Source organism: Streptomyces buecherae (assembly GCF_014295035.1).
In the GTDB taxonomy this organism is placed as follows: Bacteria; Actinomycetota; Actinomycetes; order Streptomycetales; family Streptomycetaceae; genus Streptomyces; species Streptomyces youssoufiensis.
In genome coordinates this window covers 6,303,094-6,328,340 of the sequence record NZ_CP060404.1, presented here as the reverse complement: position 1 = coordinate 6,328,340, position 25,247 = coordinate 6,303,094, and the positions used below count along the sequence as shown (strand labels likewise).

Sequence of the window (25,247 nt, the reverse complement as noted above, 5' to 3'; positions counted from 1 at the left end):
TTGGCCGCCGCGGGTCCCGCCCCGCGTGGGGCACGCCCGGACGGCCAGGGGCCGGGGCGGGCGTCGCCGGGGCAGCCGCGCCGGAGGCCACCGGCGCGCGCGGGCGCGGGCTCCCCCCGCTCGCCGTGCGCTGCCGCACCACCCCCGCGCCCCCTCGTCGCCGGCGCGTGGTGGGCCCCTCGCCCGGCGGCCCGTCGCCCTCTCGTCGCCTTCGCATACGGCGACCGTAGGGCGGTGGCGGGCGAGTGGAGCGGGGTGTTGACGGGGTGCTGACGCGCGCGCGGCGCACCTTGACGCGCCGCTGACCCCGGCCGCGCGGAGCGTCGCCATCGGCCACATCGTGCCTGGTCAGCGCGGGCGTCAAGGTCGCGTGAGGATCGGGGCGCGCGGCGACAAGGGCGTGCCAGGACGGGGCGCGCGCGGGAGAGACCGCACTCACGCTGGTGCCCGCCCATCGACGGCACCAGCGGAGGTAGACCAGCCATGTTCAGTGACGCCAGGAGGACGGGGGCGCCCGGCGCGGCTCGCGCCGCCGTCAGCCCCCCGAGTACCACCGCGCCCGCGCCGGCCGCCGAAACCTTCCGGGCCGAGGACGACGCCGGGGCCGACCCCGCCGACCGGCACCGCCTCACCGCGCTGACCGGCCTGGCCGCCCTGTCGCTGGACGCCATGGCTTCGGTGGCGTACGGACCGGAGGCCATCGTCCTGGTGCTGGCCGCCGCGGGGGCGCGCGGGCTCGGGTACACCGTGCCCGTCACCCTGGCCATCGCGGCCCTGCTGGCCGTGCTCGTCGCCTCCTACCGGCAGGTCATCGCGGCCTTCCCGGACGGCGGCGGGGCGTACGCGGTGGCCAGGCGTCATCTGGGCCGGCGCGCCTCGCTGGTGGCCGCCGCCTCGCTCGTCCTGGACTACGTCCTGAACGCCGCGGTCGCCGTGACCGCCGGTGTCGCCGCGCTGACCTCGGCCTACCCCGGGTTGCACGACGACCGGCTGTGGCTGTGCCTCGGGGTGTTGGCGCTGGTCACCGGCGTGAACCTGCGCGGCGTCGTGGACTCGGCGCGCGCCTTCCTGGTGCCGACTGCGATCTTCGTGTGCGCCGTGCTCACCGTGATCACCGCCGGTCTCCTCCGGGACGCCCCGCTGTCCACGGAGGCGTCCGCCGGGCACGCGGCGGTGCTCGCCGACGACGCGACCACCGTCGGCGTCCTGCTGTTGCTCAAGGCGTTCGCGTCCGGCTGCTCCGCGCTGACCGGCGTCGAGGCCATCGCTAACGCCGTACCGTCCTTCCGCGCGCCCGCCGCGCGGCGGGCCCAGCGGGCCGAGGTCGTGCTCGGGGTGGTGCTCGGGGCGATGCTGATCGGCCTGTCGGTGCTGATCGCCCGGTTCGAGCTGCGACCGGTGGCGGGCGTGACCGTCCTCGCCCAGCTCACGGACGCCTCGCTGGGCCACGGATTCGGCTTCTACGTCGTGCAGTTCGCCACCATGACCCTGCTGGCGCTCTCCGCCAACACCTCATTCGGCGGCCTCCCGGTCCTGCTCAAGCTGCTGGCCAGGGACAACTACCTGCCGCACGTCTTCGGCCTGCGGGCCGACCGCCAGGTGCACCGGTACGGGGTGCTCACCCTGGCCGCCGTCGCCGCGCTGTTGTTGGTCGGCTCGGGCGGCGACACCAACACGCTGGTGCCGCTGTTCGCCATCGGCGTCTTCGTGGGCTTCACCCTCGCGCAGGCCGGGATGGTGCTGCACTGGCACCGCCGGCCCGGGATACGCGGCCGCCGGGCGCGGATGGTCCTGAACGGCCTCGGCGCGCTGTTGACCGGCGTGAGCGCGGTCGTGGTCACCGCGACCAAGTTCGCGGACGGCGCCTGGTTCGTCGTGGTCGCGCTGCCGCTGATCGTGCTCGCCTTCGAGGCGGTGCGCCGCGCGTACGAGCGGATCGGGCGGCAGCTCGGCCTCGGCCGGATTCCCGATCCGCCGCACCGCGCCCCCTCGCTGGTCGTGGTGCCGGTCTCCGGCCTGTCGGCGCTGACCAGCGAGGCACTGGCCGCGGCCGTCTCGCTGGGCGACGAGGTGGTCGCGGTGACCGTCCACCACGGCGACGCCGAGGACCGGCGGGCGGTCGAGGCGCTGCGTCGCGACTGGGAGTTGTGGCGCCCCGGCGTACCGCTGGGGGCCCTGGACTGGGCCCGGCGCGAGGTGGGCCGGCCGGTCGCCGCCTACGTACGGGAGGTGAGTGCCGACCGGCCGGACTGGCGGATCACCGTGCTGATCCCCGAGGTGGAGCCCGCCCGGCCGTGGCACCGGCTGCTGCACAACCGGCGCGGTGGCGTGGTGGCCCACGCCGTGCACCGCGAGACCGACGCCGTCATCTGCCGGCTCCGCACCCGCCTCACCAGCCCACGCCCCGCGTCGGCGGCCGCGTCGGGCGTGCGGTGGTTCGGCCGGCCCGGGGTGGGGTGGTTCGGCCAGCGCGAGGGGCGATAGTCAGCCGGCGAGGGGTGCGACGGCCGCTCACGCGCCCCCGCGAACGACCGCCGCGCCCCCCGGACTTCGCGCCGCGCCGACCGGGCGCCGCGCCGCTGGGACAGGGCATGGCCCGGCCGCCGACGCCGTCCGGCGCGGGCCGCGCGCCCCGGACCGGCCCCGGCGCACCGCTCTCACCAGGCCGTATCGCGGGCCGTGAGCGGTGGGAGGCGCGGTGGCGCCGCCGGAAGGGGTGGGACGGGGAAGGCCGGGCGAACTTCAGCCATCGCGGCACCCACCCCGCGCCACCAGTTGTTGCTGCCCCGTCAAAACCGGCCCTATAGTCTCCGCGGCTTGCGGGCACCGCCCGGTGCGACGCCCTGTGACCTGGGCGGAGTCCGCCCGGCAGGCCACCCGGCCGCCGGTTGTCTTCACCTTTCTGGAGTGGACCGTGGAACGACGCACCTTCCTGCGCGGCGCAGTCATCGGCACCTCAGTAGCGACCTTCGGCGGCACCCTGATGCGCGGGGCCGCCTACGCCGCCCCGGCCCAGCCCGGCCCCGGCCCGTACGGGGCGCTCGGCGCCGCCGACGCCCGGGGCATCCAGTTGCCCAGCGGCTTCACCAGCCGGATCATCGCCCGCTCCGGCCAGACCGTCGCCGGCACCTCGTACACCTGGCACAACGCCCCCGACGGCGGCGCCTGCTTCGCGGACGGCACCGGCTGGATCTACGTCTCCAACTCGGAGATAAGCCCGAACGGTGGCGTGGGCGCCGTGAAGTTCAACTCCTCCGGCACCATCACCGGCGCGCACCGCGTGCTGTCCAACACCCGGCAGAACTGCGCCGGCGGCAAGACCCCGTGGAACACCTGGCTCTCCTGCGAGGAGGTCAGCCTGGGTTACGTGTACGAGACCGACCCGTGGGGCGTGAACGCGGCGACCCGGCGCGACGCGATGGGCCGCTTCAAGCACGAGGCCGCGGCGGCCGACCCGGTGCGCAAGGTGATCTACCTGACCGAGGACGAGTCCAACGGCTGCTTCTACCGCTTCGTCCCCTCCACCTGGGGCAACCTGTCCTCGGGCACGCTCCAGGTGCTGAAGGCGGGCACGGCCACCTCCGGCTCGTTCACCTGGGCCAACGTGCCCGACCCGGACGGGGCGCCGACCGTGACGCGCGATCAGGTCTCGGGTGCCAAGCGGTTCAACGGCGGCGAGGGCTGCCACTACGCGAACGACACCGTCTGGTTCACCACCAAGGGCGACAACCGCGTGTGGCAGCTCAACCTGACCACCAACACCTACGAGTTGGCCTACGACGACTCGCTGGTCAGCGGCTCCGCCCCGCTCTCCGGCGTGGACAACGTCACCGGCTCCTCGTCCGGCGACCTGTTCATCGCCGAGGACGGCGGCAACATGGAGATCTGCATCATCACGCCGGACGACGTGGTGGCGCCGTTCCTGCGGATCAACGGCCAGTCGGGCTCGGAGATCACCGGCCCGGCCTTCTCGCCCAACGGGCAGCGGCTCTACTTCTCCAGCCAGCGCGGCACGACGGGCAGCTCGTCCGGCGGCATCACGTACGAGGTGACGGGCCCGTTCCGCTCGTAGCCACCGGTCTGGGCTCGGGTCGGTCCGTCGCGTGCCCGGCGGCGGGCCGGCCGGCCCATGACCCGCCGGCCCCGGGCCCGCCGGGCCCCGGCCCTGGTGGCCGCTCCCCGGGGCTGCCGCCGCGCAGCAGGGCGATGCCCAGCGGGGTCAGGGTGTGCAGCACGGCGCTGCCCTGTCGCAGCGTCACCAGCAGCCCGGCGTCGCGCAGTACGGTGGCGTGCTGGCTGGCGGAGGCGAGCGACACGCCGACCCGGCGGGCGAGTTCGCTGGTGGTGCAGCCGGCGCCTATCCCCTGGAGCACGGCCGACCTGGTGGAGCCGACGAGCTTGACCAGCGAGCGCGCGGGCGTGACCAGGGCAGGGCCCGCGGCGTGGTCGAGCGGGTAGACGAGCACCGGGGTGAGCGCCGGGTTGTGGAAGGTGACCGGCGTGCGCCGGCAGAAGAACGAGGGCAGCAACAGCAGGCCACGCCCGTCCAGGTACAGGTCCCGGTCCACGGGGTAGTCCACTTCGAGCACCGGCGGGCGCCAGCGCATGGTGGCGGGCAGCGAGGTCAGCAGCCCGTCCACGCCGCCGTCCAGCAGGGCCCGGCCGCGGGCGGCGCGGTCGGCCTCGATGCGGGCGTGCAGGTGCGGCCAGTACGGCGCGATGGCGGCCCGGTGGTAGTCCCGCAGCGTGTCCACGAGGCGGGCCAGGGCCCGGTCGGTGCCCTCGCCGTCGGCCATCGGGCGCATCCACGCCGGCAGGGCGCGGCCCGCCGGGAGCCGGGATATCTCGGTACGTAACCTCTCGGCCGGCGTGGCCCGCACCGCCTCCATCGCCTCCTCGACGCCGATGACGCCCTCGGACGGCGTCAGGAAGTCGGGAAAATAGCCCCGCTGCGGCACCAGGGGTGCCAGCAACCGGGGCTCGGAATGGAGCCGCGCCCGCGTTTGCGAGCGCCATTCGCCGAAGATGTTCTCCGCTTGTTTCTCGCGAAGTCGATGGAAACTTAAAATAGTTTCCCAGAGTGCGTCCGGGCGAGCGGCCATCCGCAGCCGTGCCAGGTCCACGCTTGTGAAATGGACGCGCAGCACTAAACCCCCACATGTGGCATCCGTAGTTCCCCCAATCCCTGAGTATGCACCCCAACACGAGCAGTTACCACGCCCTTTTGGCCAGAGTTGAAACGGGTCGCGCTCCAACATGTCCAACCGGAATGCTGGGACGTGGGAAAAGGCAGGGGCATTTTCCCGGTGGGTGCTCAGGCCGGATTGCTCGTTCCCGTGGGGGGTAACGGGCGCCGCAAGGCCGTTGAGCATCAGTTGCCGCCGCACATCTGGTCGGCGGCAACGGCTCCCGTGGGGGGAGTAGTAGGGGGCGGCGCCTCGCACAAGGCGCCGCCCCCTTTCGTATGCCGGAGCCGTGCCCCCGCCGTAGTCCGCCTACGGCGAGGAGAGCGAGCGCCGGGGGGTGAGGGTGGGTGTCCCCGACGCGTTCCCCGCTACGACGGGGACGGCTTCCGGTGGTATGTGGCCCTCGCCTGGCCTGGCCCGCGAGGACGTTGTGGTGCGTGTGCTCGTCGCTGGTGACCGTCGACGGCCGGTGTTCGTGCACCGGCCGCCGACGGCTTGGGCCCGCGGAACGGGCCCGCTCAGGGGGTCAGCGGCTGTCGCTGCCGACGGACTCCGCGGCGGCCCGGCCGGCCTCAAGCCGGGCGACCGGGATGCGGAACGGGGAGCAGGAGACGTAGTCCAGGCCCACCTCGTGGAAGAAGTGCACCGAGTCGGGGTCGCCGCCGTGCTCGCCGCACACGCCGAGCTTGAGGTCGGGGCGGGTGGCGCGACCGGCCTCGGCGGCGGAGCGCACCAGCGAGCCCACGCCGTCGCGGTCGATCGTCTCGAACGGGCTGACGCCGAAGATGCCCTTCTCCAGGTACGCGGTGAAGAAGCTGGCCTCCACGTCGTCCCGGGAGAAGCCCCACACGGTCTGCGTGAGGTCGTTGGTGCCGAACGAGAAGAAGTCGGCCGACTCGGCGATCTGGCCCGCGGTCAGCGCGGCCCGGGGCAGCTCGATCATGGTGCCCAGGGTCAGCCTGAGGTTCACCCCGTGCGCCTGCTCCACCTCGGCGATGACCCGCTCGGCCTCCTCGCGCACGATCTCCAGCTCCTGGACGGTGCCCACCAGCGGGATCATGATCTCCGCGCGCGGGTCGCCCTTGGCGTTCTTGCGCTCGGCCGCGGCCTCGGCGATGGCCCGTACCTGCATCGCGAACAGGCCGGGGATCACCAGGCCCAGGCGCACGCCGCGCAGGCCCAGCATCGGGTTCTGCTCGTGCAGCTTGTGCACGGCCTGGAGCAGGCGCAGGTCATTCTCGTTGGCGTCCTGCCGGGCCTCGGCCAGCGCGACGCGCACCGACAGCTCGGTGATGTCGGGCAGGAACTCGTGCAGCGGCGGGTCGAGCAGCCGCACCGTCACCGGCAGCCCGTCCATCGCCTCGAACAGCTCGGTGAAGTCGGCCTTCTGCAACGGCAGCAGGCCGCCGAGCGCGGCGTCGCGGTCGGCCTCGGTGTCGGCGAGGATCAGCCGCTCGACCATCTCGCGGCGCTCGCCGAGGAACATGTGCTCGGTGCGGCACAGGCCGATGCCCTGCGCGCCGAAGCGACGGGCGCGGGCGGCGTCCTCGGCGTTGTCCGCGTTGGCCCGCACCCGCAGCCGGCGCACCCGGTCCGCGTACGCCATGATCCGGTGCACGGCCTTGACCAGCTCGTCGGCGTCGTCGGCGCCGGCGTGCATGCGGCCCTCGAAGTACTCGACCACGGGCGAGGGCACGACCGGCACCTCGCCGAGGTAGACCTTGCCGGACGAGCCGTCGATGGAGACGACGTCGCCCTCCTGCACCACCGTGCCGTCCTTGGTGGTCAGGCACCGGCGCTTGGTGTCCACCTCGAGCTCCTCGGCGCCGCACACACAGGTCTTGCCCATGCCGCGGGCGACGACGGCGGCGTGCGAGGTCTTGCCGCCGCGCGAGGTGAGGATGCCCTCGGCGGCGATCATGCCGTTGAGGTCGTCCGGGTTGGTCTCGCGGCGGATGAGGATGACCTTCTCGCCCGAGCGCGACCACTTGACGGCCGTGTACGAGTCGAAGACGGCCTTGCCGACGGCGGCGCCGGGCGAGGCGGCGATGCCCCGGCCGATCTTCTCCACGGCGGCGCTCTCGTCGAAGCGGGGGAACATGAGCTGCGCGAGCTGGGCGCCGTTGACCCGCTGCAGCGCCTCGGCCTCGTCGATCAGGCCCTGGTCAACGAGCTGGGTGGCGATGCGGAAGGCGGCGCCCGCGGTGCGCTTGCCGACCCGGGTCTGGAGCATCCACAGCTTGCCGCGCTCGATGGTGAACTCGATGTCGCACAGGTCCTTGTAGTGCGTCTCCAGCGTCTCCATGATCCGCATCAGCTCGTCGTACGAGGGCTTGTCGATGCCCTCCAGGTCGGCGAGCGGCACGGTGTTGCGGATGCCGGCCACGACGTCCTCGCCCTGCGCGTTCTGCAGGTAGTCGCCGTAGACGCCCTGCTGGCCGCTGGCGGGGTCGCGGGTGAAGGCGACGCCGGTGCCGGAGTCGGGGCCCAGGTTGCCGAAGACCATGGAGCAGACGTTGACGGCGGTGCCGAGGTCGCCGGGGATGCGCTCCTGGCGGCGGTAGAGCTTGGCCCGGTCGGTGTTCCACGAGTCGAAGACCGCGCGCACGGCCAGGTCCATCTGCTCGCGGGCGTCCTGCGGGAAGTCGCGGCCGGTCTCCTTGGCGACGATGCCCTTGAACTCGTCCACCAGCTTCCGGAGGTCGCCGGCGTCCAGGTCGACGTCCACGGTGACGCCCTTGGCGTGCTTGGCGCTCTCCAGCGCCTCCTCGAACAGCTCGCCGTCCACGCCGAGGACGGTCTTGCCGAACATCTGGATGAGGCGGCGGTAGGAGTCCCACGCGAACCGCTCGTCGCCGGCCTGCGCGGCGAGGCCCACGACGGAGTCGTCGGAGAGCCCGATGTTGAGGACGGTGTCCATCATCCCGGGCATCGAGAACTTCGCGCCGGAGCGCACGGAGACCAGAAGCGGGTCGTCCGCCTGACCCAGCTTCTTGCCCATGGTGGTCTCGAGGGCGGCCAGGTGCGCACTCACCTCGTCGCGCAGCGCCGCCGGCTCCTCGCCACTGTCGAGGTAGACCTTGCACGCCTCGGTGGTGATGGTGAACCCGGGCGGGACGGGCAGCCCGAGATTCGTCATCTCGGCCAGGTTCGCGCCCTTGCCGCCCAGCAGATCCTTCAGGTCCCTGTTGCCCTCGGTGAAGTCGTAGACGAACTTCTGGGAAGCAGGCTGTGCTTGGGGATCGTTGTTTTCCGACACGGTTCTCGACACCTCGCTGAGGTACCCCCGGGATGTGGGCCCGGAGGACGGCTGCCCTGACGGCGGGGAGCGTACCCAGATCGAAGGTGCATGGGTACGTCCACTCGGCGGACATTCGGCCGTAACTGGCCGGCCGCCACGAGATCGAAAGTGATCCACACCACGAGACCTGTGATCCATCGGGATGCCGAAAGCCGTGGTTCCGCGTTCAGGTTCCGAACACAAGACTCCCGCGTGGATCGATTCTGGACACGGGCAGCGAGGAGCCACAAGCGGAGAGCCGCCATCCGTATGACTGTCGAAGACAGCAGGGGTGGCACTCAGTGCCACGCATTGGAGAGGTGTGCGCGCTCAGAAGGGTAAATGGATCTTCAAATGAGCATGCTCATTTGAGCAAACTACCGATCACACGTGGCGAGAATCACGCCCCCAAACCGGGGCTCGTCAGCCACCGGAGGTATCCAATTCGGCCTCGGCCCCGATTTCGGCCCGGTCGTAGGGATCATTGAGCCACCCGTCCGGCAGAACCACGCGGTTTCGGCCAGACGTACGGCCCCGGGGACCGTCCGCACCCGCAGGCCAGGGCTGGTCGAGGTCCATTTCGCTCATCAGAGCGGCCAACTCGGCCAGCGAGGAGGCGACGGCGAGCCGCCTCCGCAGCTCCGAGCCGATCGAGAAGCCCTTGGTGTACCAGGCCACGTGCTTACGGAAGTCGATGACGCCGCGCGACTCGTCCTCAAGCCACTCCCCCAGCAGCTCCGCATGGCGCAGCATCACCCGCGTGACCTCGCGCAACGTGGGCGCGGCCGACCCCCGCGGGCCCCGCGTCAGGGCCGCCCACGCGGCGCCGCCGCCGGCCTCGGAAGGCGCCTGCGCGGCGCCGTCGCCGCCCAAGGTGGCACCGGGTGTCGTCGGCTGGGCGAAGGCGGCCACCAGGTCGCCGAACAGCCATGGCCGCCCCAGGCAGCCGCGCCCCACGACGACCCCGTCGCAGCCGGTCTTCCGCATCATCCGCAGCGCGTCATCCGCCGACCAGATGTCCCCGTTGCCCAGCACCGGGATCTCCGGCACCGCCTCCTTGAGCCGCGCGATGGCCGACCAGTCGGCCTCGCCGCCGTAGTGCTGCGCGGCGGTGCGGCCGTGCAGCGCGACGGCCCGCACCCCCTCCTGCACCGCGATCCGCCCGGCGTCCAGGTAGGTCAGGTGGTCGTCGTCGATGCCCTTGCGCATCTTCATGGTCACCGGCAGCTCGCCGGCCCCGGCGACGGCCTCGCGCAGGATCGCCCGCAACAGGTTGCGCTTGTACGGCAGCGCCGAGCCGCCGCCCTTGCGCGTCACCTTCGGCACCGGGCAGCCGAAGTTCAGGTCGATGTGGTCGGCCAGCCCCTCGTCCACGATCATCCGGACCGCCTTGCCGACGGTCGCCGGGTCCACGCCGTACAACTGGATGGACCGCGGCTTCTCGGTGCCGTCGAAGTGGATCAGCCGCATCGTCTTCGCGTCCCGCTCGACCAGCGCCCGCGTGGTGATCATCTCGCTGACGAACAGGCCCTTGCCGCCGGAGAACTCCCGGCACAGGGTGCGGAAGGGCGCGTTGGTGATACCCGCCATGGGGGCGAGGATCACCGGGGGCACCACCGCGTGCGTACCGACGTACAGCGGCTGGGTCTCGGCGGTCATCTAGGACGCGTCCTTCCGGTTCTCGTGGTGCTCAGGGTGCCGGGGGCGCTGCGGGTACTCGGGCAGCGGATGGCAGACCTCTTATTGTCCCCCATCGGCGCGCGGCACCGCGGCGCCCGACCATCCCGCCCGCCGACCCCGGTCCGCCGGCGGTGCCCGCGTCCGTGCCCGACGACCGCGCGGGTTCCCCCGCGCCACCGCCATCCGGGCGGCCCGGGCCGCTTGGGCCACCGAGGGCGAACAGGCCGGTCGGGCCGATCCGTCCGGTCAGGCCGTCGCGACCTGTCGCGCGAGCGTCAGCTCGTGGAGCCGCTCCAGCCGCGCCCGGGACTCCGCGTCGGCCGGCACGTACGTGATCATGCGCGGGCCCTGGCGTGGGCCGAGCCACATGATCTGGTAGTCGAGGTGCAGCAGCCCCACGTGGGTGTTGAGGAAGCGCTTGGTGCGGCCCGGCGTCGTGCGCATCACCTCGTGCCGCTCCCAGATCTCCCGGAACTCGGGTGACGCCTCCTGGAGCCGCCCGAGCATGTGCTTCCAGGCCGGCTCCGCGATGTGCTCGGCCATCGCCGAACGGAACTTGGCCGCCATCGCCCGGATCACCTCCTCCCGGTCCACCAGCCCCCGCTCCCAGCCCGGGTGCGTGAAGGCCAACCACATGCAGTTGCGCTCCTGCGGGGCCAGGGAGTCCAGGTCACACAGGAGATTGCCGTACGTACGGTTGTACGCCAGCAGGTCGTAGCGGCTGTTCTGCACGCACGCCGGGATGGGTTCGAGCTGCCGCAGCAACGTCCGGATCGGGTCGGAGACGGTGGCGCACTCGGTCCCCGGCGCCGGGTCGGCCACCCCCGCGAGCGTGAACAGGTGCTCGCGCTCGTTGGGGTCGAGCAGCAGCGCCCGCGCGATGGCGTCGAGCACCTGCGCCGAGACGTGGATGTCGCGTCCCTGCTCAAGCCACGTGTACCAGGTCACGCCCACCGCCGAGAGCTGCGCCACCTCCTCGCGGCGCAGCCCCGGAGTGCGCCGCCGACGGCCGCGCGGCAGCCCCACCTGCTCGGGCACGACGCGCTCGCGCCTGCTCCGCAGGAAGGCCGCGAGTTCGCCGCGCCGTACGTCGTGGTGCTCGGCCCGCCCGGTCGTCATCATGTCTCCAGGGTGCGGGATGGGAGATCCACTTTCCAGGTACTGTCGATACCAGGATAAGGAGACTCTGGTACCTGGCTACGGGCCGCGCGATCGTCGTACCCGTGAACCTGACCCGAGTGCGATCCGCCAACCTCATCTCCCCCGTTCCCGCCTCCGCCTCCGCGTCCGCGTCCGCCACGGCCGACCCGCCACGGCCGGCCGGCACGGGCCCCGGCGCAGGCCCGGCCGCGCTCAGCGGGCTCGGGCTGTTCACCGTGCTGCTCGGCGCGGCCCTGCCGCTGATCGACTTCTTCATCGTCAACGTCGCCCTGCCGGCGATGGACCACGACCTGCACGCCGGCCCCGCCGTCCTCGAACTCGTCGTCGCCGGATACGGCGTCGCCTACGCGGTGCTCCTGGTGCTCGGCGGACGGCTCGGCGACATGTTCGGCCGCCGCAGGCTCTTCATCGCGGGCATGGCGGCCTTCGGTATCACCTCGCTGGCCTGCGGCCTCGCCCCCAGCGCGTGGAGCCTGGTGGCGGCCCGGGTGGCACAGGGCGCCGCCGCCGCGTTCATGCTGCCGCAGGTGCTGGCCACCATCCACGCCACCACCGCCGGCCAGCGCCGCGCCCGCGCGATCGGCCTGTACGGGGCGACGGCGGGGCTGTCCATGGTGGCCGGGCAGATCCTGGGCGGCGTCCTGGTCGCCGCCGACCTCTGGGGCACCGGTTGGCGCATGGTGTTCCTGGTGAACGTGCCGGTCGCGCTGATCGGCCTCGCCCTGGCCGTGCGTACGGTGCCCGAGACCCGCTCGGACCGGCCCACCACCGTGGACATCCCCGGCACCCTGCTGCTCGCCCTCTCCCTGATCACCCTACTGCTGCCGCTGACCGAGGGCCGGGCGGCCGGCTGGCCGCTGTGGACGTGGCTGCTGCTCGGCTCGTTCCCCGTGGTCGCCGCCGTCTTCTACGCCGTCGAACGCCGGGCCGACCGGGCCGGCGAGGTGCCGCTGGTACCGCCGAGCCTGTTCGCGCTGCCCGGCCTGAGCCGCGGCCTCGTGCTGGTGGTGCCCTTCTCGATCGGCTTCGGTGGCTTCATGTTCGTCATCGCGGTCGCCCTCCAGCAGGGCATGGACTACGGGCCGGTGGCCGCCGGGCTCGCCCTCGTCCCCATGGCGGTGGCGTTCTTCGCGGTCTCGCTGGCCGGCCCGCGCCTGGTGGGCCGGTACGGCAGCCGGGTGATCACGGTCGGCGCGCTGATCCAGGGCCTGGGCATCGGCGTCTTCCTGCTGACCGTCGCCCGCGGCTGGCCGGACACCGGCATCCCGGCCCTCGCCCCCGGCCTCGTCCTGGCCGGCGTCGGCCAGGCCCTCCAGTTGCCGGTGCTCTTCCGCATCGTCCTCGCGGACGTGCCGAGCGACCGGGCCGGCGTCGGCAGCGGCGTCATGGTGACCACCCAACAATCCGCCCTGGCCCTGGGCGTCGCCACCCTCGGCACCCTCTTCCTCTCCCGCGCGGCCTCGGTGGGCATGCGCGACGCCCTGATCACCACGCTGCTGGTCCAACTCGCCACGATCGCGGTCACCGCGGTGCTGAGTCTGCGGTTGCCGCGGGTGGTGCGGTGAGGGGGTGGCAAGCGCGCCCGCGCGGCGCGGCTGCCTCCGGAGCGCCGGGGCTCCGGGCGGGCTGCTGGTCGGAGCCGCCGCCCGTCACGGCGCGTTCCGTACGCGCGAGCGCGCCCCGCTCTCGTCGATCTCGAAACGATCCGAGTACGCGGTGCGCAGCGGGTCCGCATTCGCGTCCCCCTCACGGTTTCGCGTGGGCGAGCCCCCTTCGTCGGGGACGGCGATGGCTGGGCTCAGTACGGACGTGAGGACGTCCAAGTCAGGGCTCGGGCGATTGAGGTGAACAATGTGCGGCTGTCGGGGACTTCGATGGCGTCTGGTTGCAGTGCGCCACCGGTCTCCGATCCCAGGAGTCTGCCGAGGAGATTTCGGCTTCCCTTGCTATCGACCGTAAGGGCCCACGCGAGGGAGCGGCGAAAATCAATCGCGCGCACCGTGGTCCCATGGGCGCACGTGCGACCCACATGTGATCGCACCCGATATCTCGTCCCGGACCACCCTTCCCCGCACGCGAAACGCCGGGCCGACGAGAGGGTCGGCCCGGCGTCACGGTCGCACGACCGGAAAAGGGGTGTGCGGGGCTCAGCAGCCCAGCAGGCGCCCGCCCAGGTAGCTCTGGATCTGGTCCAGGGAGACCCGCTCCTGCTTCATGGTGTCGCGCTCGCGCACGGTCACCGCGTTGTCCTCAAGCGTGTCGAAGTCGACGGTGACGCAGAACGGCGTGCCGATCTCGTCCTGGCGGCGGTAGCGGCGGCCGATGGCGCCGGCGTCGTCGAACTCGATGTTCCAGTTGCGCCGCAGGTCGGCGGCGAGGCCCTTGGCCTTCGGCGAGAGCTGCGGGTTGCGGGACAGCGGCAGCACCGCGACCTTGACCGGCGCGAGCCGCGGGTCGAGCCGCATGACGGTGCGCTTCTCCAGCTTGCCCTTGGCGTTGGGCGCCTCGTCCTCGATGTACGCGTCGAGCATGAACGCGAGCATCGCGCGGTTCACGCCGGCCGCCGGCTCGATGACGTAGGGGGTCCAGCGCTCGCCGGCCTCCTGGTCGAAGTACGACAGGTCCTGGCCGGACGCCTTCGAGTGGGCCTTGAGGTCGTAGTCGGTGCGGTTGGCCACGCCCTCCAGCTCGGAGAACTCGGTGCCGCCGAAGTTGAAGCGGTACTCGATGTCAGCGGTGCGCTTCGAGTAGTGGGACAGCTTCTCCGCCGGGTGCTCGAACCACCGGATGTTCTCCTCGCGGATACCGAGGTCGGTGTACCAGTTCCAGCGCTGCTCCATCCAGTACTCGTGCCACTGCTCGTCCTCGCCCGGCTTGACGAAGAACTCCATCTCCATCTGCTCGAACTCACGGGTGCGGAAGATGAAGTTCCCGGGCGTGATCTCGTTGCGGAAGGACTTGCCGAGCTGGGCGATGCCGAACGGCGGCTTCTTGCGCGAGGTCTGCTGCACGGCGGCGAAGTTGGTGAAGATGCCCTGCGCGGTCTCGGGGCGCAGGTACGCGAGCGAGCCGGCGTCCTGGGTGGGGCCGAGGTGCGTGGAGAGCAGGCCGGAGAAGAGCTTGGGCTCGGTGAAGCCGCCCTTGTTGCCGCAGTGCGGGCAGTTGAGGTCGGCGAGGCCGTTCGGCGGGAGCTGACCGTGCTTCGCCTCGTACGCCTCCTCCAGGTGGTCGGCGCGGTAGCGCTTGTGACAGGAGGTGCACTCGGTGAGCGGGTCGGTGAAGGTGGAGACGTGGCCGGATGCCTCCCACACCTCACGGGCGAGGATCACGGACGAGTCGAGGCCGACCACGTCGTCGCGCGAGGTGACCATCGCGCGCCACCACTGGCGCTTGATGTTCTCCTTCAGCTCCACGCCGAGCGGTCCGTAGTCCCAGGCGGCCCGCTGACCGCCGTAAATCTCGCTGCACGGATAGACGAAGCCACGGCGCTTGCTCAGGCTGACGATGGTGTCGATCTTGTCGGCGGCCACGGTGCTCTCTTCATTACGACGACGAAGCGGTCAGTGCGGGGTCCGCCGGGTACTCGCCCGCGCGCCCCAGCGAAAGCCCCAGATTACCGGCGGCGACACCCCTGGGATCAAATCGGTTCCGGGTCTGACAACCTTCAACCAGTCTTGTTGACAATCGTTTCCAGTTTAGTTGAAAATGACTGTCATGAACGTACGACGACGCCTCCTGACCGGTACCGCGATAGCCGGCGCCACCGCGCTCTCGCTGGGCACGCTCTCCGCCTGCTCGGGCGCCTCCGACAAGGATGGGAAGCCGCAGGTCGTGGCGTCGTTCTATCCGATGGAGTTCCTGGCCAAGCAGATCATCGGCGACGCGGACGTCCGCGTTGACACCCTCACCAAGCCCGGCGTCGAACCGCACGACCTGGAGCTCAAGCCCCGCCAGGTCGGCGACCTGAGCAAGGCCGACGTCGTCGTCTACCTCAAGGGGCTCCAGCCCGCCGTGGACGAGGCGGTCGGCCAGTCCGAGGCCAAGCACAAGGTGGACGCCGCCACGCTCACCTCGCTGGAGAAACACGGCGCCAGTGAGCACGGCCACGACCACGAGGGCCACGACCACGGCGACGAGGGCCACGACCACGCCGAAGGCGAGCACGAGGGCGGGCACGAACACGAGGGTGACCACGACCACGGCGGCGAGGCCGGCGGTGACCCGCACGTCTGGCTCGACCCCACCAAGTACGCCGAGGTCGCCAAGGGCCTGAACAAGAAGCTCGCCGAGGCGTACCCCGACCACCGAGCCGACTTCCAGAAGAACACCGACGCGCTGGTCACGAAGCTGACCGCGCTCGACAAGGAGTTCACGGCCGGCCTCAAGAACCGCACCACCGACACCTTCATCACCACCCACGCGGCCTTCGGCTACCTCGCCGAGCGCTACGGCCTGGACCAGGAGGGGATCTCCGGCGTCTCCCCCGAGGCCGAGGCCAGCCCGGCCCGCATCAAGGAGATCCAGGAGATCGCCAAGGAGGAGAAGGTCAGCACGGTCTTCTTCGAGACGCTCGCCAGCAACAAGGGCGCCAAGACCGTCGCCGAGGACACCGGCCTCAAGACAGGCGTCCTCGACCCCATCGAGGGCATCAACGACAAGTCCAAGGGCGACGACTACTTCGAGGTCATGCGGGCCAACCTCGCCGCCCTCAAGCAGGCGCTCGGCGCGCGATGAGCCGCCCGGACCGCCGGCCCGGCGAGGCGATTCCCCGGGGCGTCCCGCACGCCCCCGGCGCGCCGGGCGCCACCGGCGCCCGTGCCGCCGCGTGAGGCGCGTCCCGCGCACCCTGGCGCGTCACCCGGCGCGCACCCCTACGGCGACCAGTACGACCAGCGAGTAAAGCGGAGGCAGGCGTGGCGAGCGAGCGAAGCGAAGGGCCCGCCGGGGACATACCCGGCGCGGCCGGACGGTCCACGACCCAGCGGTCGGACCCGGCGGGCCCGTCGGCCACGGGCCCCGAGGCCGCGCGCCCGGGCGACGAGCCGGGACCCGCGTCGGGACCCGCGGCGGGCGACACGAAAGCGGCGGCCCGCGAGCGCGGAGAGCCTGTCGTGGTGGTGCGCCAGGCGCGTGCCTCGCTCGGCTCGCGGCCGGTGCTGCGCGGCGTGGACCTGACGGTCCGCCGCGGCGAGGTGGTCGCGCTGCTCGGCGCCAACGGTTCGGGCAAGTCCACGATGGTGCGCGCCCTGGTCGGGCAGGTGCCGCTCACCGGTGGCGAGTTGGAGCTGTTCGGCACCCCGCGACGGCGTTTTCGGCAGTGGGCGCGCGTCGGCTACATGCCGCAGCGCACCACGGCCGCCAGCGGCGTTCCGGCCACCGTGCGCGAGGTGGTCTCCGCCGGCCGGCTGGCCCGTACGAAGCTGCGCTGGCCGGGCCGGGGCGACCGGGCCGCCGTGGACCGCGCCCTGGAGCTGGTCGGCATGGCCGACCGGGCCAAGGACTCGGTCAACGCGCTCTCCGGCGGCCAGCACCAGCGGGTGCTGATCGCCCGCGCGCTGGCCGGCGAGCCGGAGCTGCTGATCATGGACGAGCCGATGGCCGGCGTGGACCTGGCCAGCCAGCAGGTGCTGGCGGACGCGCTGCGCCAGCAGGTCGCGCGGGGCACCACGGTGCTCCTCGTCCTGCACGAGCTGGGGCCCCTCGAGCCCCTGATCGACCGGGCCGTGGTCTTGCGCGACGGCTGCGTGGCGCACGACGGGCCGCCGCCCAAGGCGGTCGGTCAGCACGCGCTGCCCGGCCACGACCACATCCACCCGCACGCCGCGGACGCCGCGGAGCCGATCCGGACAGGGCTGCTGATCTGATGGAAATGCTCGACTACGCCTTCATGCAGCGGGCCCTGCTCGCCGCCGTCCTGGTCGGCGTCACGGCCCCGGCGGTCGGCATCTACCTGGTCCAGCGCCGCCAGGCGATCATGGGCGACGGCATCGGGCACGTCGCCCTCACCGGCGTCGCGCTCGGCTTCCTCACCGGCAACAACCCGGTGTGGACCGCCGTCGCGGTGGCGTCGCTCGGCGCGGTGCTGATGGAGCTGATCCGCTGGTACGGGAAGGCCCGCGGCGACCTCGCGCTGGCGATGCTGTTCTACGGCGGCATGGCCGGCGGCGTGCTGCTGATCAACATGTCGGACACCGGCTCCAACGCCAACCTCACCTCGTACCTGTTCGGCTCGATCACGACGGTCTCCGAGTCAGATGTGCGGACCATCTGCGTGCTGGCCGCCTTCGTGATCCTGATCACACTGGGCCTGCGGCGTCAGCTTTTCGCCATATGCCAGGACGAGGAGTTCGCGCGCGTGACCGGGCTCCCGGTGCGGTTCCTGAACCTGCTGTTGGCCGTCACCGCGGCGGTCACCGTGACCGTGGCCATGCGCGTGGTGGGGCTGCTCCTGGTGAGCGCGCTGATGGTGGTGCCGGTCGCCGCGGCGCAGCAGGCCACCCGCAGCTTCGGGATGACCATGGCGCTCTCGGTCACGATCGGCGTGCTGGTCACCCTGTCCGGCACGAGCTACTCGTACTACGAGGACGTGCCGCCCGGCGCCAGCATCGTCGTCCTGGCCATCGCCGTCTTCGCCGTGGTCACCGCGCTGGCCGCGCCCCTCACCCGACGCCGAGCGCGGCGGGCCGCGCTGGAGGAGGAACGCTGCGCGCTGGAGGTGGCGACCCATCGCGTATCGGCCACCGGCGACGCGCGGGTGTGACGGGTGGGGCGAGAAGGAACTCTCGTGCCGGCCGCGTCACCTGGCAGACTGGCACAATGTCCAGCCGGATGCCGGACAGGCGACGAGCAGGCAACTGAGGAGGAAGCTGTGGCGACCGCGGGTCCCCCAGTACGCGGCCGGGCCACCAGGCAGCGCGCCGCGGTGGCGGCGGCGTTGGACGAGGTGGACGAGTTCCGCAGCGCGCAGGAACTCCACGACATGCTCAAGCACCGCGGCGACTCGGTGGGCCTGACCACGGTCTACCGCACCCTCCAGTCCCTCGCCGACGCGGGCGAGGTGGACGTGTTGCGTACGGACGAGGGCGAGTCCGTCTACCGGCGATGCAGCACCGACGACCACCATCACCACCTCGTCTGCCGCTCGTGCGGCAAGGCCGTCGAGGTCGAGGGCCCGGCCGTGGAGAAGTGGGCCGACTCGATCGCCACCGAGCACGGTTTCGTGGACGTGGCGCACACCATCGAGATCTTCGGCACCTGCGGCGAGTGCGCCGCGGCCAAGGGCTGACCGCGCCGCACCGCACACGGCGTACGGGCGGCGGTTCGAACCGCCCGACCACGCCCACCTTCCCGTACGCCTCCTTCCCGTACGCCACGCCCGGCCGCCCCGTCGCCTGCAAGGGTGCGCGACCCGCGCTGGCGCGACTCCCCCTCCCGCGTATCCCTCCCCGCGCAGCCGCACCGCCGGCGCCGCGGTTCAGTGCGTTCGGCGCGCGGTCAGGGCGAGCCCGACGAGCAGTTGCAGGGCCGCGAGGACGAGCAGGATGAGCAGCGGTAGCGCCCAGGAGCCGGTGGCGAAGCGCGCCAGCCCGAGGCTGAGGGGACCGGCCGAGGCGAGGAGGTAGCCGACGCTCTGGGCGAAGGTCGAGAGCGCGGCGGTCTCCTGGGGGCTGTGACCGCTGCTGCCGATGATCGCCAGCACCAGCGGGAAGGCCCCGAGGCCGATCCCGGTCAGTACGGCCCACAGGGCGGGCACGGCCAGCGGCGCGCACAGCAGGCCCAGGTAACCGGCCGTCAGGGACGCCCCGAGCACGACGAAGGCCAGCCGCAGACGCGGGCCGGTACGGGTGAGCGGCAACAGGGCGAAGGTCGAGGGGACGCCGACGACCAGGGCCACGCCCAGCATGAGGCCGGCCCGGTCGGGGCTCATGCCGTGGTCGGTCAGGATGGTCGGCAGCCAGCCGATGACCGCGTAGCCGCTCAGCGACTGGAGGGCGAAGAACGCGGTCACGAGCAGGCCGAACCGGGTACGCCCGACGCGCCACGCGGAGGCCGCGCCGCCCTCGGCGCGGCGCGCCGGCGCCCGCCAGGAGTCCGGCCGTAGCGACCACAGGACGAGGGCCAGCAGGGCGGGTACGCCGCACACGGCCAGCCCGAGGGACGGGCGGCCCAGCAGGTCGGCGGCGGGGACGGCGGCAGCGGCGGCCACGGCAGAACCGAGGGCCATGGTGGTCGTGTAGACCCCGGTCAGCAGGGCGACACGGGCGGGGAAGTGGGCCTTGACCACGGCCGGCAGCAGGACGTTGCACACGGCCAGGCCGGCCGCGCCGAGCAGCGTGCCGGCCAGCAGGGCGCCGGTGTGCGGCACCCCGCGAAGGGCGAGTCCGACACAGAGCGCGCCCAGGGCCAGGAAGACGGCGGGCTCGGCGCCCACGCGCCGGGCCAGCAGGGCACTGGTGGAGCCCACGGCCGCGAAGCACAGCGTGGGCAGCGTCGGCACGAGCGAGGCGACGAGCGGGCCGAAGCCGAGTTGGGCCCGCACCTGCTCCAGCAGCGCGGAGGACGAGCTGATCGCCAGCCGCAGGTTGAAGGCGATCAACACGATGCCGGCGGCGGTCAGCCAGGCGGCGCCGGAGCGGGAGAGCGCGGCACCGGCGGGTCGGTGGTGGCGGGAGCGGGGTGGCGGCGGAGGGGGCCTCGGGTGCGCGGGCGCGACATGAGCAGAGACATAAAACGTCTGACCTTTAACGTCCAATCTTTAGCACTAGGCTGGGGCCTGCCACTTTTCCCGGGCCAGGAAGGACCGCCGTGACGCTCCCCTCCGTACGCCGCTCGGTACTGGTCGACGACGTCATCCAGCGACTGCGTGCCGAGATCACCTCGGGCAGGTGGCCGGTGGGGGGCCGCATCCCGACCGAGACCGCGCTCACCGAGCAGCTCGGCGTCGCGCGCGGCACACTGCGGGAGGCGACCCGCGCCCTCATCCACGCCGGCCTGCTCCAGGCCCGCCAGGGCGACGGCACCTACGTGCGCGCCACCAACGAACTCGCCGGCGCCATCCAGCGGCTCGACAGCGAACTCGCCGACGTGCTCGAAGTCCGCGAGGCCCTGGACGCCCAGGCCGCCCGGCTGGCCGCCGAACGGATCACGCCGCAGGGGCTCGCCGCGCTCGACGGGCTGCTCGCCGAGCGCGCCGACGCCTGGCAGCGCCGCGACCGCGACGCCTGGGTGCGCGCCGATCACGCGTTCCACCAGGCCGTCGCCGTGGCCAGCGGCAACGCGCTGCTCAGCGACCTGTACACCGCGCTCGGCCCGGCGCTGCGCCGCTCGATGGCCGCCCACTGGGACGAGCGCGGGTTCCACGGCGCGGACCACCGGGGGCACGAGGACCTGCTCGACGCCCTGCGCGCGGGCGACACGGCGCGCGCCGCGCGGAGCGCCGCCGCCAACATCGACGCCACCCAGGGCTGGCACCGCGACGCCCACGCCACCGCGCCGGAGCCGAGCGCGACGACCGAGGGCTGAGCGCGGCCGGCCGCGACGAACGGCCGGCCAGCGCGCGAGCGAGCCATGGCGAACGGTGGTACGCCGACCCCCACCCAAGGCCCAGTCAGGCCAGATCAGGCCAGGCCAGGACAGCCAGGCCAGAGGCCGGCGGCTCGGCGCGGGCCCGTGGGTCAGGCTCCCGCGCCACCGTCCGTCGAGGACGACCCGTTCGCGGGCACGTTCGGCAGCGCGCCCCCGAAGCGCCGGTCGCGCTGGGCGAACTCCAGGCAGGCGCGCCACAGGTCGCGGCGGTCGAAGTCCGGCCACAGCACGTCCTGGAAGACCATTTCCGCGTACGCGCTCTGCCAGATCAGGTAGTTGGACGTCCGCTGCTCGCCGGAGGGGCGGACGAAGAGGTCCACGTCCGGCATGTCCGGGTAGTAGAGGTACTTCGCCAGAGTCTTCTCGTTGACCTTCGACGGGTCGAGCCGGCCCGCCGCCACGTCGGCCGCCAGAGCGGCGGCGGCGTCGGCGATCTCCGCCCGGCCGCCGTAGTTCAGGCAGAAGTACATGGTCATGGCGTCGTTGTCCTTGGTCTGCTCCTGCGCCACCTGGAGCTCCTTGGCCACCGACTTCCACAGCTTGGGCATCCGCCCCGCCCAGCGGACGCGAATGCCCAGTTCGTCCATCTCGTCCCGGCGGCGGCGGATGACCTCGCGGTTGAAGTTCATCAGGAAGCGCACCTCGTCCGGCGAGCGCTTCCAGTTCTCGGTGGAGAAGGCGTACAGGGACAGGTTCTTGACGCCCATCTCCAGGCAGCCCTTGAGCACGTCGAGCACGACGCCCTCGCCGACCTTGTGGCCCTCGGTGCGCGGCAGGCCACGGTCCTTGGCCCAGCGGCCGTTGCCGTCCATCACGATCGCCACGTGCTTGGGCACCAGTTCGCCGGGGATCTTCGGCGGTCGCGCACCGGACGGATGCGGGTCCGGAGCCCGGTATTCACGTCGTGCCCGGCCCATGAAACCGCGTCCTGCCATGCCTGCCACGTCTCCCACATCTCGCTCGTGCGACGCCTGTGCGCCGTCAGCCTCGCGCGTACGGTTGCCGTACGCCGTCATCTTCCGCGCCGCCCCGCGCGGCGTGCGCTACGCCGTGGGGCGCGAAACCTCCTGCTCCCACCGTTCCTCGGCGCACCACCTCGCGTGCCGTAGCCCGCTCCCGCACGCGCCGCGGCTCACTTCTCCACGTACCGGAGCGAGCGCAGGCCCCGCTCCAGGTGCCAGTGCAGGTACGCCGCGACCAGTCCGCTGCCCTCCCGCACATGGCGTGCCTCGCACGCGTCGGCGGTCGCCCAGTCGCCGGTCAGCAGCGCGCCGAGGAGCGCCAGCGACTCCGCAGAGGGTACGACGCTGCCGGGGACGCGGCATTCCGTGCAGACCACGCCGCCCGCGCCGACCGAGAAGAACCGGTTGGGCCCGGGCATGCCGCACCTGGCGCAGTTCTCGAAGCTGGGCGCGTACCCGTTGACGGCGAGCGAGCGCAGCAGGAACGCGTCGAGCACCAGGTGTGGCTCGTGCTCGCCGGCGGCGAGCGTGCGCAGGCCGCCGACGAGCAGCAGGTACTGCTGGACGGCGGGCTCGCCCTCGTGGTCGGTGAACCGCTCCGCGGTCTCCAGCATCGCGGTGCCGGCCGTGTACCGCGCGTAGTCGGTGACGATGCCGCTGCCGTAGGGGGCGATGGTCTCGCTCTGCGTGCACAGCGGGAGTCCGCGGCCGATGAGTTCGCTGCCGCGCGCGAAGAACTGCACGTCCACGTGGGAGAACGGTTCGAGGCGCGCCCCGAACTTCGACTTCGTCCGCCGCACCCCGCGGGCCACCGCCCGCACGCGGCCGTGGCCCCGGGTCAGCAGCGTGATGATCCGGTCCGCCTCCCCCAGCTTCTGGGTGCGCAGCACGATGCCGTCGTCGCGGAACAGACTCATGCGCCCATTGTCCCGTACGCGGCGGACCCACCGAGCCGGGGTCGGTGGGCCCGCTTCCGCGCCGCCGGCGGGCGGCGCGGCGGGCGGGCGGCGCTACGCGCGGGCCACCAGGTCGGCGGGGTCGGTGTTGGCTCCGCACAGCACCGCGCAGACCCGTTCGCCCGGCGCGGGCTGGTACGCCCCGCTGTGCAGGGCGGCGTACCCGGCGGCGGCGGCGTTCTCCACCACGATGCGACGCTCCTCCCAGAGCGCGCGGCGGGCCGCGGTGATCGCCGCGTCCGGCACGAGCAGCACCGACGCGTCGCTCTCGCGGGCCCAGTGCAGCGCGGCGGGGGTGACGAAGCGGGCGCCGAGCGCGTCGGCCGCGATCGAGTCCACGCCGACCTCGACCGGCTCGCCCGCCTCGATCGCGGCGTGCAGCGTCGGGCAGCCGACGGGTTCGACGGCGACGACCCGCACGCCGCGCGCGTGCGCGGCGGCGGCCACCCCGGCGAAGAGTCCGCCGCCCCCACAGGCGACGAGCACCGTGTCGAGCCCCGGCCGGGCCCGGTGGATCTCCTCGAAGAGGGTGCCCGCGCCGGCCGCCACCAGCGGGTGGTCGTACGCGTGCGACAGCAGCGCGCCGGTCGCGTCGGCGTGCTCGCGGGAGGCGGCCAGCGCCTGGTCGTACTCCGTGCCGACCAGCCGCGTGTCCGCGCCCAGCGCGCGGATCCGGTCCACCTTGACGGCGGGCGACGTGGCGGGCGTGAAGACGGTGGCGGGTACGCCGTGCCGGGCGGCGGCCCAGGCGATGGCGAGGCCCGCGTTGCCGCCGGAGGCGATGACCACCCCCGCCTCCGGCATGGTCCCGGCCAGGGCGTGCGCCGCGACGAAGTTGGCCGCGCCGCGCGCCTTGAAGCTCCCGGTGTGCTGGAGGTACTCGAGGGCGAACCACACGTCGGTGTCCGCCCGCGCCACGGCGACGGGCCGGGTGTGCCCGGCGATCCGCTCGGCGGCGGCCTGGACGTCCTCGTACGTCACGATCGCCGTCATGCGCGCCCCAGCCCGTCCCATGCGCCGGCGTGCGCCGCGGCGCCCATCCGCGTCGGTGAGGGCGCGTCGTGGACCAGAGCTGTCGCTGGCCGACCGAGGCGTGGCGATGGGGACCATATGTTGTTCAGCATCACGTTCCTTACGTTCGGCGTACGAGGGTACGGAAGCCGCCGCGGGCCCGATCGACCACCTGAGCGCGCCCACCGCCTCCGGCACACGCGGCGTGCCGCACCGCCCTGGCATCCTCCCCACTTTCCAGGCGCCGACCACCTCACCGCCCCGCGCACGGGAGCCGCCGGAGCCTCGGGGGACTGAGGTCGCCGAAGGGACCGAAGGGACCGAAGGCGCTGCCCGCCGGGTCGGGCCCACACCCCGTCCGCGCCACGGGTCGGCCGTGCCACCGCCCGACCACGCCGCCGCTCGCTCGCCCGTGCGGCGGTCACCACCGACCCAAGACGGAACCGATTGGTACCATTTCATCATCGGGAGGGTGCCAACTCACGCCCGGGACGAGGGGAATCCGCGATGAGCCGCTATGCCCATCTGGCCTACACCGACAGTGTCCGGCGCGTGCAACGGGAGCAGGGCAGCGCGTCCGCGGCGGCCCGCGCGCTGGCCCGGCCAGGCGCCGAGGAGGGCGCGGCCGACCCCATCGGCGCGCAGGAGGCCGCGTTCATCGCCTCACGCGACGGCTTCTACCTGGGCTCCGTCAGCGAGACGGGATGGCCGTACGTGCAGTACCGCGGCGGTCCGCCCGGATTCCTGCACGTACTGGACGAAGGGACCCTGGGCTACGCGGACGTGCGGGGCAACCGGCAGTACATCTCCACCGGAAACGTACGAGCCAACGGGCGCGTCGCCCTCTTCCTCATGGACTACGCGCGACAGGCCCGGCTCAAGATCTTCGGGCGGGCCGAGATCAGGGCGCTGGACGAACACCCCGCGCTGGCCGAACGGCTCGGCCGCGTTCGGACCGACGGGCGGGTGGAGCGGCTGGTGACCATCCGGGTCGAGGGGTTCAACTGGAACTGCCCCCAGCACATCACCCCGCGCTTCACCCAGTCCGAACTGGTCAGCGCACTTCCGACGGTACGCGCCCACATCGCCGAGGTGGAGGGGGAGAACGAGCGCCTGCTGGCCGCCCATGCCGAACTGACCCGGCGCAACGCCGCGTTGGAGCAGCGGAACGCCGCCCTCGACGAGGAGGTCAGAACACTGCGAGCACGCGTGGCGGCCACGGGCGGCTGAGTGCGCGCGGGGGCGTGGGGACGGGCGCGGGGGGGCGGATGCGGGCGGCGCGGTGCGGGTGGAAGACGGCTCGGTGCGGGCGCGGGTGGAAGCGAACGGTCTGGTGCGGGTGGACGCGGACGGCTCGGCGCGGGCGACTGGACATGGCGGAAGCGAGCGGCTCGGTGCGGGCGGCCTGGTGCGGGGTCGGCCCCGC

18 protein-coding genes are annotated in these 25,247 nt (G+C 72.6%); 9 read left to right on the top strand and 9 right to left on the bottom strand.

The window, feature by feature from the left end; genetic code table 11:
* Positions 1 to 483 precede the first annotated feature (483 nt).
* Both H7H31_RS24995 and H7H31_RS24990 read left to right on the top strand, forming a co-directional pair.
* The gene (locus H7H31_RS24995) at positions 484 to 2,484 is read left to right on the top strand and encodes an APC family permease (RefSeq protein ID WP_187063806.1); all 2,001 of its coding nucleotides are present in this window, start codon (positions 484 to 486) and stop codon (positions 2,482 to 2,484) included.
* Between the two features lie 430 nt (positions 2,485 to 2,914).
* The gene (locus tag H7H31_RS24990) at positions 2,915 to 4,072 is read left to right on the top strand and encodes an alkaline phosphatase PhoX (RefSeq protein ID WP_187063805.1); all 1,158 of its coding nucleotides are present in this window, start codon (positions 2,915 to 2,917) and stop codon (positions 4,070 to 4,072) included.
* On the opposite strand, the gene H7H31_RS24985 is transcribed toward H7H31_RS24990, so the two are convergent.
* The 4 genes from H7H31_RS24985 to H7H31_RS24970 form a co-directional block, all read right to left on the bottom strand.
* Positions 4,038 to 5,147 (bottom strand): ArsR/SmtB family transcription factor, encoded by a 1,110-nt coding sequence (locus tag H7H31_RS24985; RefSeq protein WP_187063804.1) that lies wholly within the window; start codon positions 5,145 to 5,147, stop codon positions 4,038 to 4,040. The genes H7H31_RS24990 and H7H31_RS24985 overlap by 35 nt on opposite strands.
* A 565-nt stretch (positions 5,148 to 5,712) precedes the next feature.
* Entirely contained in the window at positions 5,713 to 8,445 is a 2,733-nt protein-coding gene (ppdK, locus tag H7H31_RS24980) for a pyruvate, phosphate dikinase (RefSeq protein WP_187063803.1), read from the bottom strand.
* Between the two features lie 444 nt (positions 8,446 to 8,889).
* A complete protein-coding gene (dusB, locus tag H7H31_RS24975) occupies positions 8,890 to 10,125 on the bottom strand; it encodes a tRNA dihydrouridine synthase DusB (protein ID WP_187063802.1) in 1,236 nt (411 codons plus the stop codon).
* A 267-nt stretch (positions 10,126 to 10,392) separates the two neighbouring features.
* Positions 10,393 to 11,268, bottom strand: a complete 876-nt coding sequence (locus H7H31_RS24970; protein WP_187063801.1) for a helix-turn-helix transcriptional regulator — start codon at positions 11,266 to 11,268, stop codon at positions 10,393 to 10,395.
* A gap of 134 nt (positions 11,269 to 11,402) precedes the next feature.
* Here H7H31_RS24970 and H7H31_RS24965 point away from each other — a divergent pair, with 134 nt between their 5' ends.
* On the top strand, positions 11,403 to 12,872 hold the full coding sequence (locus H7H31_RS24965) for an MFS transporter (protein WP_372456002.1): 1,470 nt from the start codon (positions 11,403 to 11,405) through the stop codon (positions 12,870 to 12,872).
* 582 nt (positions 12,873 to 13,454) lie between these two features.
* Here H7H31_RS24965 and H7H31_RS24960 read toward each other — a convergent pair.
* On the bottom strand, positions 13,455 to 14,837 hold the full coding sequence (locus H7H31_RS24960) for a glycine--tRNA ligase (RefSeq protein WP_176161515.1): 1,383 nt from the start codon (positions 14,835 to 14,837) through the stop codon (positions 13,455 to 13,457).
* A 184-nt stretch (positions 14,838 to 15,021) separates the two neighbouring features.
* Between H7H31_RS24960 and H7H31_RS24955 the strand changes: the two genes are divergently transcribed.
* From H7H31_RS24955 to H7H31_RS24940, 4 genes are all read left to right on the top strand, one after another.
* On the top strand, positions 15,022 to 16,041 hold the full coding sequence (locus H7H31_RS24955) for a metal ABC transporter substrate-binding protein (RefSeq protein ID WP_187063800.1): 1,020 nt from the start codon (positions 15,022 to 15,024) through the stop codon (positions 16,039 to 16,041).
* A gap of 377 nt (positions 16,042 to 16,418) precedes the next feature.
* Positions 16,419 to 17,171, top strand: a complete 753-nt coding sequence (locus tag H7H31_RS24950) for a metal ABC transporter ATP-binding protein (protein ID WP_232110362.1) — start codon at positions 16,419 to 16,421, stop codon at positions 17,169 to 17,171.
* Positions 17,171 to 18,067 carry a metal ABC transporter permease gene (locus tag H7H31_RS24945; protein ID WP_187063799.1) on the top strand — a complete coding sequence of 299 codons (897 nt, stop codon included), beginning with the start codon at positions 17,171 to 17,173 and terminating at the stop codon, positions 18,065 to 18,067. The genes H7H31_RS24950 and H7H31_RS24945 overlap by 1 nt, the downstream gene beginning before the upstream one ends.
* Before the next feature lie 108 nt (positions 18,068 to 18,175).
* Positions 18,176 to 18,592 (top strand): Fur family transcriptional regulator, encoded by a 417-nt coding sequence (locus tag H7H31_RS24940; RefSeq protein WP_176161518.1) that lies wholly within the window; start codon positions 18,176 to 18,178, stop codon positions 18,590 to 18,592.
* A 189-nt stretch (positions 18,593 to 18,781) separates the two neighbouring features.
* On the opposite strand, the gene H7H31_RS24935 is transcribed toward H7H31_RS24940, so the two are convergent.
* Entirely contained in the window at positions 18,782 to 19,906 is a 1,125-nt protein-coding gene (locus H7H31_RS24935) for an MFS transporter (protein ID WP_187063798.1), read from the bottom strand.
* Positions 19,907 to 20,112: 206 nt separating this feature from the next.
* Between H7H31_RS24935 and H7H31_RS24930 the strand changes: the two genes are divergently transcribed.
* A complete protein-coding gene (locus H7H31_RS24930) occupies positions 20,113 to 20,829 on the top strand; it encodes a FadR/GntR family transcriptional regulator (RefSeq protein WP_187063797.1) in 717 nt (238 codons plus the stop codon).
* Positions 20,830 to 20,981: 152 nt separating this feature from the next.
* Here the strand turns inward: H7H31_RS24930 and H7H31_RS24925 are convergent, their stop codons facing one another.
* The 3 genes from H7H31_RS24925 to H7H31_RS24915 all read right to left on the bottom strand — a co-directional run bounded on the left by H7H31_RS24925 (position 20,982) and on the right by H7H31_RS24915 (position 23,803).
* A complete protein-coding gene (locus H7H31_RS24925) occupies positions 20,982 to 21,827 on the bottom strand; it encodes an isoprenyl transferase (RefSeq protein WP_187063796.1) in 846 nt (281 codons plus the stop codon).
* A gap of 197 nt (positions 21,828 to 22,024) precedes the next feature.
* Positions 22,025 to 22,771: a DNA repair protein RecO gene (recO, locus tag H7H31_RS24920; protein WP_176161522.1), complete on the bottom strand. Its 747-nt coding sequence runs from the start codon at positions 22,769 to 22,771 to the stop codon at positions 22,025 to 22,027.
* A gap of 93 nt (positions 22,772 to 22,864) precedes the next feature.
* Entirely contained in the window at positions 22,865 to 23,803 is a 939-nt protein-coding gene (locus H7H31_RS24915; protein ID WP_187063795.1) for a serine/threonine dehydratase, read from the bottom strand.
* Between the two features lie 525 nt (positions 23,804 to 24,328).
* Here H7H31_RS24915 and H7H31_RS24910 point away from each other — a divergent pair.
* On the top strand, positions 24,329 to 25,051 hold the full coding sequence (locus H7H31_RS24910; protein ID WP_187063794.1) for a pyridoxamine 5'-phosphate oxidase family protein: 723 nt from the start codon (positions 24,329 to 24,331) through the stop codon (positions 25,049 to 25,051).
* Positions 25,052 to 25,247 lie beyond the last annotated feature (196 nt).

Excerpts from the sequence above, each read along its gene's own strand:
- dusB (WP_187063802.1), bottom strand. The coding sequence starts at position 10,125 with ATGACCGCCGAGACCCAGCCGCTGTACGTCGGTACGCACGCGGTGGTG.
- H7H31_RS24995 (WP_187063806.1), top strand. The coding sequence starts at position 484 with ATGTTCAGTGACGCCAGGAGGACGGGGGCGCCCGGCGCGGCTCGCGCC.
- H7H31_RS24910 (WP_187063794.1), top strand. The coding sequence starts at position 24,329 with ATGAGCCGCTATGCCCATCTGGCCTACACCGACAGTGTCCGGCGCGTG.
- H7H31_RS24915 (WP_187063795.1), bottom strand. The coding sequence starts at position 23,803 with ATGACGGCGATCGTGACGTACGAGGACGTCCAGGCCGCCGCCGAGCGG.
- H7H31_RS24970 (WP_187063801.1), bottom strand. The coding sequence starts at position 11,268 with ATGATGACGACCGGGCGGGCCGAGCACCACGACGTACGGCGCGGCGAA.
- H7H31_RS24955 (WP_187063800.1), top strand. The coding sequence starts at position 15,022 with ATGAACGTACGACGACGCCTCCTGACCGGTACCGCGATAGCCGGCGCC.
- H7H31_RS24945 (WP_187063799.1), top strand. The coding sequence starts at position 17,171 with ATGGAAATGCTCGACTACGCCTTCATGCAGCGGGCCCTGCTCGCCGCC.
- recO (WP_176161522.1), bottom strand. The coding sequence starts at position 22,771 with ATGAGTCTGTTCCGCGACGACGGCATCGTGCTGCGCACCCAGAAGCTG.
- H7H31_RS24925 (WP_187063796.1), bottom strand. The coding sequence starts at position 21,827 with ATGGCAGGACGCGGTTTCATGGGCCGGGCACGACGTGAATACCGGGCT.